This window comes from Bradyrhizobium sp. Mp27 (assembly GCF_029953005.1).
Taxonomy (GTDB): Bacteria; Pseudomonadota; Alphaproteobacteria; order Rhizobiales; family Xanthobacteraceae; genus Bradyrhizobium; species Bradyrhizobium barranii.
The window spans coordinates 1-7,244 of record NZ_JASAUS010000247.1 but is presented as its reverse complement, the minus strand read 5'-3'; the positions used below and the strand labels follow the sequence as shown (position 1 = coordinate 7,244).

Sequence of the window (7,244 nt, the reverse complement as noted above, 5' to 3'; positions counted from 1 at the left end):
ACGCCCTCCCGACGCAACGACAAAACCGTAAAGCCCCGCGTTCAGCATAACCCGGCAGGAATCCACTTAAATCCAGCGGGGCGCTGTCCAAACAACCGGGGCCAGCTCTTTTCCCTAGACGCTCATTGCACTTTTGCAATCCTTTCGCGGCACATATGTGCCCCCTCTTCCAGGGGACCGGAAGCGCCTCCTGTGCAGCAGTCATTTGTCCAGCGAAGCGTCCGCCGTTTGGCGAACGGGAAACGATACCTCTACTCCGCCTGTCTTGCATTTCACCACTTTGGAGAAATACCGTGGAACTTGACCCTTCCAATTCACGCATACAAAACCTCGAGGATCGCGTCGACCTGCAACTCGACATCGTGGCTGGGCTCATGCGCGAAGAAGGCAACGAGCTGGAAGCGATCCGATTACTTAATGCCCTCATAGGCCAAATGATCACCGCGGAACTGGAGCTCGGCCAGCTTGGCGATACAAGAACCGGCCACGGACGAATGCGATTGTCGCAAGACCGTGGCGTTTACCACCCCGAGGACCTTCAGATTCTGGGACGCCTTTTTGATCAGACTGTGGCGGCATTACCGGCCGCGCTGCGGACTTCCGCCAATCGATTGACGATCGCCAAGCTCATTCTTTCACGTGCGGCAGCGGACTGAGATTTCATTTGCGCTTTTTGGAGATTGATGGCGTTGAGCGGACGTTTATGGCTGGGCTGACAGTTACACTTAGGCCGCACACACCAGGGATCGACATTTGCTGTTTATGGGCTCACCGTCCGTAAGCGCGCCGCTTCCGCTGGCCTTTCATATGGCAACAGTTCGCCACCACTTTCGAAATCAGGCTTGCTCTATCTCACGCCGCCGGCGACGCATTCGATCTAGCTGGGCCTTGCTGTCCCTCGACGCCTTTCACGAGCTGCAAGTATCCAAAGCTCGGAAGCGCGCCGCCGATCCCACGCTGCGCCGGCTTTCCTACGCAACTCCGTATTGAACCCACACCGACGGCGCCCGGCCCTTCTTTGCCAAACGACTAAGAATCCGCCGTGGGGAAAGTGCAATTGCCCTTGCATCTCGTTCCCTCTCTTAGGCGCCTGACCGGTAACAAACACCACGGCCGGAGCAGAAAGCCACGCGCAGGTGAATATCACACGGCAATAGGCGTCGAGACTTGTCGCAAAGCAGACAAGTCTCATCCGGAACAGGCTACATCACCCCAAATCCGACGTCACAAGCGCCATTGCGGTTTGAACGCTTCTTGAGAGTGGGAAAAGAGTAGGCGGCCTTTTTCATCATGCTGGGCTTTAACCGCAACCCGTGGGGGCCGATCTTCCGAATGAAGGAAGAAAAGCCACAATTTGGTGACCGACCAAGAGGCCCACGACGGCAATGAAGGGCACGACAACTCGTACTCGCTTCACTCTTTTCAGAATTTCTTCGAATTGCGCGGGCATTACGGCGTTCGGTCATCGCAACTTCAACAAGCATCTATATCCTCTCCTGAAGTCCCGGGAGTAGCGTGGAAGAGGTTGAAGAGCAGATGTCTTTCGTGCTGAGACACGCAACACAATCCGGTTGCTTTTGAGAAGGTACTTCCTTGTATCAGGATGTCGAGGAGCGTTAGAGATGGATCAGATCTTTTCCGAGCAGGTGCAGGTGCCAGATGCCGTTGTGAGCGTCGCATTTGACAAGGCTTGGAGCTTTGTCGAGAAGGATCCGCTGCTGGCACATAATCTGAAGGCCGTCCTTCATAGCCGATTGCGCACTTACCTCGAGTGCTCGATAAGAAACGGCGAACGGAATGCTTTGAATCTGGCCAACGAGGCGATACGCAACTTGCGGGCTGAACTGGCACCGTCGACCGGGCAATGACTCGCTTGTGCCTATTGCGGCGAGAGCATCCGGCGCCGTTAAGGCATTTAGGGCGCCTCATACGGTGGAAAATTCGGGCCAGTGCGTGGTCGAGCAGACTTTTCTCTAATCATGTGCGGCCCCGCTGAAACGAGAGCGCTCGAGAAAGCTGTTGCCTCTGCAGCTCCTCTGGCGGCCGAGACCAGGAAGCTGAACACCAGGCCCAGACGGCGGCGAGACGGGGCGGCCGCGCTGGTATTCGCTCGCGCCAGGAAACCGACCACGGTGACCTTGAGCTCGGCACGATCTTGCGCAACTTCAAGCAAGAGCACTGTCTAGCACGCAGTGGGCTTCCCGACCCATCAATCAAGGTCGAAGTTGACGGACCATCGAGCTAGACTTGTGGTCGTTCCAGAGCCAAAGCGATCGAGCCTGCAATCGATCGGCATCGCGTTGCTCGCGATTGCAAGCGATAGCACGTCCGTGTTGCCGGAAGAATGACCTTAAGCGCCTGAGGCGTGCCATCGATCCAGTACTGTAAGTGCGGCTGGGCGTTGCCGCAGCTTAGCGACGGAAGGAGCCGAACACCTTTTGGCTTTGCTCCGCGTCGCAGGTGATCATGAACGATCATTTTCAAAGAGGATGATCCGCGCGAGGCGACCACTGCCGAGCCACAGCGTCTCGGTAGAAGCAAAGCAGCGGAAACCGCGAGCTCCGCAATCTGACGCCGCGGGCGATTGGGCACGTTTCTTTCCAAGACATGTTGTGCGCCAGTTACAGCAATTCGCGTTCATGTTGTTAAACGGCACGGTGCCTGGGGCACCTAAAGGAAACAACACGCGAATGAAAAAGATTCTTATTCTGACTGCATGCATCGGCGCACTCTGTGCGGCCGCCCCCTCATTCGGCACGGATCTGGCCGGGCAGCCCGTCAAGGTCAAGGCGGCACCGCTGCCGGTCGCGGCCCCGATTATCGATTGGTCCGGCTACTATATGGGCGCAAACGGTGGCTGGGGAACGAGCCACAATTGCTGGGATTTCAATGGCATCACTTCCGAGGGCTGCCATAATTCGACTGGCGGTACCGTTGGCGGCCAGATCGGCTATCGTTGGCAAATCTTCAACATGGTGTACGGCCTCGAAGGCCAGGGCAACTGGGCCGACTTCCGCGGCTCCAATGTCAGCACCGCCTTCCCGACAGACACCGTTGGCACCACGACAGATGCATTCGGCCTACTCACGGGCCATATCGGATACGCGTTCAATGCTGTGCTCCTTTATGGCAAGGGCGGTGCTGCGGTGACCAGCAACACCTATTACGTCAACTCGGTGGCAACCGGCACCGAGCTTGGCAAAAACAATGATGTGCGTTGGGGTGGCGTGCTGGGCGCCGGTGCCGAAGTCAGCCTCACGCCGAACTGGTCAGCGGGCGTCGAGTATAACCACTTGTTCATGCAGCGCAGCAACATAAGCTTCCCAGCGGCCCTTGGCGCGGATCGCGCGCACCAGGACGTCGATCTCATCACGGCACGGCTCAACTACAAGTTTGGCTGGCCGTTCGCCAGATAAAGATCTCCACGCGTTTGGATGAATCGGGACCCCGGCCCGCGGTCGGGGTTCTTTCCTCAGCTGTTCCTCTCCCTAGACCCCTGTCCGACGTCCCGAGCAAGCGGTGCGGGCTCATCTGAGCAAAGAATCACCCGCTGGTGGAGAGAGCCATGCTCCGACCAGTGAGCATTAGATCGGCCGATTCCACATCTTACCGACCTTACGAAGCCCCAGAACCTCACCCAGCGCGAGATGCAGACTTGCCCAAAGGAGGGTTATATCTGCGAGTTCACCGAAAGCACCGTGCTCAACTTGCCAGAAGCTGGAAGCCAAAGATGTGACAGTTGGCGGTCGTTCCTCAATTGAATTCAAAGAACATCGAGGCGAATAGCTATCGCGACTGCTTGAATCCGGCTGGTCGCACCCAGCTTTCCCATCGTATTCTTGACATGAAAATTGACTGCATTCTCGCTGATTTCCAGGATCATCCCAATTTCCCATAACGATTTTCCTTCTCTGACGCCATTGGCCGCATTCGTTGCTCTGCCGGCGACTGCGCCAGGATGATCGCATCGTCAAACAACCGAATAGCGTCATCATCCTTGCTCCGAGGCGATCGACAAAGTGCTCGCTGATGGCGAGCTGGCGAACTCGGAGATCATCGCCTGTCGTCCGTGCGGATCGACTCCATGCGAACACAAGGATGCTCCATCTTACTCATGCCGGCAGTGATAGAAGGGCCGAGGGCCCCGGGACTGTGCTGGCGACAAGAACCGAGCGCACGCACGGCTAGATGCTTGGGTCGGTTTAGCTTGCATGGCGAGAAAACGCAGTCGCGTCCGAACGGTGCTTCGCTTTGTCTCTCGGGCGAGCACGAGGAGATCTTGGGCTCTGAACTACACGTAAGGTAGAGCACGCACCTTTCAGTGCGAGACTCGATCTGCGTCTTGTCAGTACCAATTCCCTGCTTTGAGATGAAGACAACAGAAGTGTCATCTTTTTTCCCAATCTTGCGAATCATCCATCGCTAACCTGTCGCTGATTCTCGGCGTGTGACAGCGTCGGTGACGCGATCGATGAGCTGAACGGAAGATCCGATGCAGACGCCATACTCCCCGCATCGTTGTCCGGCATTTCATCGGGCCCGTCCGGCAGGCCCGGTACAAACGAACCGAACGGACAGAAATGGGCCACGTCAAAAACGCAACAAGCGATAGGCGCAGTCGCGAAACCTGTTTGATGCGGAAGACACTTTGCATGCGCATTCCAGAAGGAGAGGCCCCCGGATCGGACTAGCAAGTGCCATACCAACTGTTGATTTCGCCAAAATCAATCGTCGCAAAAGGACTTCGAATGCGGACGGTTGGTTGCGAGGTAGGCGCCTCGAAGCATTCATGACATGGGGAGGGAAGGCGACAGTACCATTGCGAGCTGCGGCACGAGGTAAGCTACAGCAACAAATGCAGCTCACCTCGGCAGCTCACCTCGGCCGCCCCCTCGAGTGCCGTCCTCTCAGGGCCTCAAACGCCCCCTATTGGGGCCCAGTCAACTACCAACCTCGGCAATTGATGGGAGGGTCCACACATGGCACTCGCTAAGGAACTTGAACTGACTACACCTCCGGCCGCACGATTCCGGCGAACCGCTTAGATCCGCCCCGAGCGGAAATACAATTAGGCCGCACCAGATGCACGAATCATGATGGGCTTGCTAATAAAACGGGCGAAGATCGTCGCCAAGATATGTGAAGCATGACTTCCCTGCTCTTCGCGATCATCTCCCTGCTATATGCGAGCGTTGGCCAGGCTGGCGGGACTGCATTCCTCTCGCTAATGGCTTTTTTTGGTATGTCATCGACAGAGACGCGCCCCACGGCGCTTGGTCTCAACATTGTCGTCGCGGCTTATTCTACTTGGCTGTTCAACCGCAACAAGGTCGTTGACTGGACAATCCTGCGCCCTCTTCTCTTTTCGTCAATGCCAGCGTCGCTTGCCGGTGGCTTGATTGTGCTCGAGGAGCACATGTACAAAACACTAACCGGACTCGTTCTTCTTCTGGCGAGCGCAGTGATGATCATGCAGCGGGGACGAGCTGTCGATCGCGTCGGCGAAATTCCGCTCCGGGAAAGCGTGAGCATTGGCGCGGTCCTTGGCCTCGTTTCTGGCCTGACTGGGGTGGGCGGCGGTGTGTTCCTCGCCCCGACGCTCATCGCACTGAATTGGGCATCACCGAGGCAGACCGTCGCGCTATCACCCCCTTTTATCCTGGCCAATTCCACAGTCGGCTTCGTCGGAGCTCTTTTCACCGGGCAATTTCCCTCTCCGGATTTGGCTCTATACGCTATCTTCACGCTGGCGGGGGCGGTCGCTGGAGCAGTAATCGGCCTGAAATGGTTGAGCCAGACAGCCATCAGATTCATACTGGCGGCCGTTCTGCTCGTTGCCGGCATTCAATTGGTTCGCGCTTAAAGTGGAAACGCGCATCTTTCATGCGGGCGATCCCAGCGCGGTCAGATCGAAGTACAAGGTTTCTGCGAGCCGCGGCTCAAGCCTGGTCCGAGCGCCTTGCCCAACACTGAAAGCCGCCAACACGATCGCGAAAAGCCGTAGGGTCGAGCGAGGGTGAGGCGGATCCGAGCGCGCTCCGCATCGTCCTGAGGCGGACGGTCAGTACTAGATCGCATCCGATTCGCGCTTCCAATCGACCTGCAGGATCAACGTCGGGCAGGCCGGGCGAGCAAACGAGGCGTACGCCGATCTCGGCTATGGCCTGGCGCGACGCTTCAATCAAGCGTGCCGGACGAAGAGCACCTGATCGATGGCGATCCGGCAAGCTCTCACTACCCTGAGGACCGCGCCAGGGTGCGCATTCGACTTGGTTAGGAGCGATAGGGCGATGAACTCTCAATATAGTATTTCTGCAAGGCCGCGCAATCTCCTTTCTCGCGCGCGTGTGGGCTGCGTCCTCATGGAGAATATTACGAAGATGATGTCCACGCTCGATTGGTTTTCGAAACAGACACTTTATCGATCCAGTGTGAATGGACTGGAACGCCAGGATGCGAATCCCATTTTCTGTAATCATGAGGCACAACCTTACACCCCGGCTCCTGCATACATGGCCTCCAGCTCGCAGCGTAGGAATGTTTTGTGACGGGATGATCGACGCCTCACCAGGCGACTTATGTGGAACCGAATCTGGAGGTCCATCGCATTGATGCGACGCCAATGAAGACTCGCTGCATAGATATGCGATCTGGCCGATCAACAGCTGCAACGGCGTTATCAGAAACAAAACGCCTCAACCGATGAAGCAGAATAGAAAGTACAGCAAATCGTTCCGAGCTCGCGTTTGCCATCAGCACGACGTCCAACTCGTTGTGAGTTAGTGACATGTATTTGGATCTGAACGAGACGCCGGCGAACCAAGGCGTCCCGACGCACTTTGCCGGGGGCGTGAAGTGCGCCGGGGCCACCCCAACATCATCAGTACATCCGTGATGATGCTTGCGGCAATGAGACAAGCAGCGTGGCGGAATTGAGGCTCATTGATTTTATGCTGGAAACCAAAAAAGTTTTTCGTGAGCTGCTACAAAAGACTTGAATCGCACGCAGCGTCACGTGCTGCAATCGCACATCGCACATCGCGCTCTGCTCTAGCAAGTCACTTATCTCCGTGACGCTCCGGCCTTGAACGGGAGGCATCCGTCGATTGCGGAGCAACCACGTCGGCCTTTCCTCCCCCGCGGGTCACTTCAAATTCCTCCGGGTGTGGTCAGTCAAATTCCTCCACCCGCGAGGCAGGACAAGGGACTGTTAGTTTGAGTTTGTTTCCCGGGCAAGAGCTTCA

At 56.8% G+C, this 7,244-nt stretch carries 4 protein-coding genes and 1 pseudogene; 4 read left to right on the top strand and 1 reads right to left on the bottom strand.

The annotated features are described in order from the left end of the window. Positions 1-293 precede the first annotated feature (293 nt). From QJT78_RS46815 to QJT78_RS46805, 3 genes are all read left to right on the top strand, one after another. On the top strand, positions 294-656 hold the full coding sequence (locus QJT78_RS46815) for a hypothetical protein (RefSeq protein ID WP_014497821.1): 363 nt from the start codon (positions 294-296) through the stop codon (positions 654-656). A 966-nt stretch (positions 657-1,622) separates the two neighbouring features. After that, the gene (locus QJT78_RS46810) at positions 1,623-1,868 is read left to right on the top strand and encodes a hypothetical protein (protein ID WP_011084811.1); all 246 of its coding nucleotides are present in this window, start codon (positions 1,623-1,625) and stop codon (positions 1,866-1,868) included. A gap of 822 nt (positions 1,869-2,690) precedes the next feature. Next, positions 2,691-3,416 carry an outer membrane beta-barrel protein gene (locus tag QJT78_RS46805; protein WP_014497822.1) on the top strand — a complete coding sequence of 242 codons (726 nt, stop codon included), beginning with the start codon at positions 2,691-2,693 and terminating at the stop codon, positions 3,414-3,416. Positions 3,417-3,763: 347 nt separating this feature from the next. Here QJT78_RS46805 and QJT78_RS46800 read toward each other — a convergent pair. Next, positions 3,764-3,898, bottom strand: a pseudogene (locus QJT78_RS46800) (helix-turn-helix domain-containing protein); the annotation flags it as partial. A gap of 1,248 nt (positions 3,899-5,146) precedes the next feature. Here QJT78_RS46800 and QJT78_RS46795 point away from each other — a divergent pair. Beyond that, entirely contained in the window at positions 5,147-5,863 is a 717-nt protein-coding gene (locus tag QJT78_RS46795) for a sulfite exporter TauE/SafE family protein (RefSeq protein WP_011084806.1), read from the top strand. The last annotated feature ends 1,381 nt before the right edge of the window (positions 5,864-7,244 follow it).

Coding starts and splice junctions, on each gene's coding strand:
- QJT78_RS46810 (WP_011084811.1), top strand. CDS start 1,623: ATGGATCAGATCTTTTCCGAGCAGGTGCAGGTGCCAGATGCCGTTGTG.
- QJT78_RS46805 (WP_014497822.1), top strand. CDS start 2,691: ATGAAAAAGATTCTTATTCTGACTGCATGCATCGGCGCACTCTGTGCG.
- QJT78_RS46795 (WP_011084806.1), top strand. CDS start 5,147: ATGACTTCCCTGCTCTTCGCGATCATCTCCCTGCTATATGCGAGCGTT.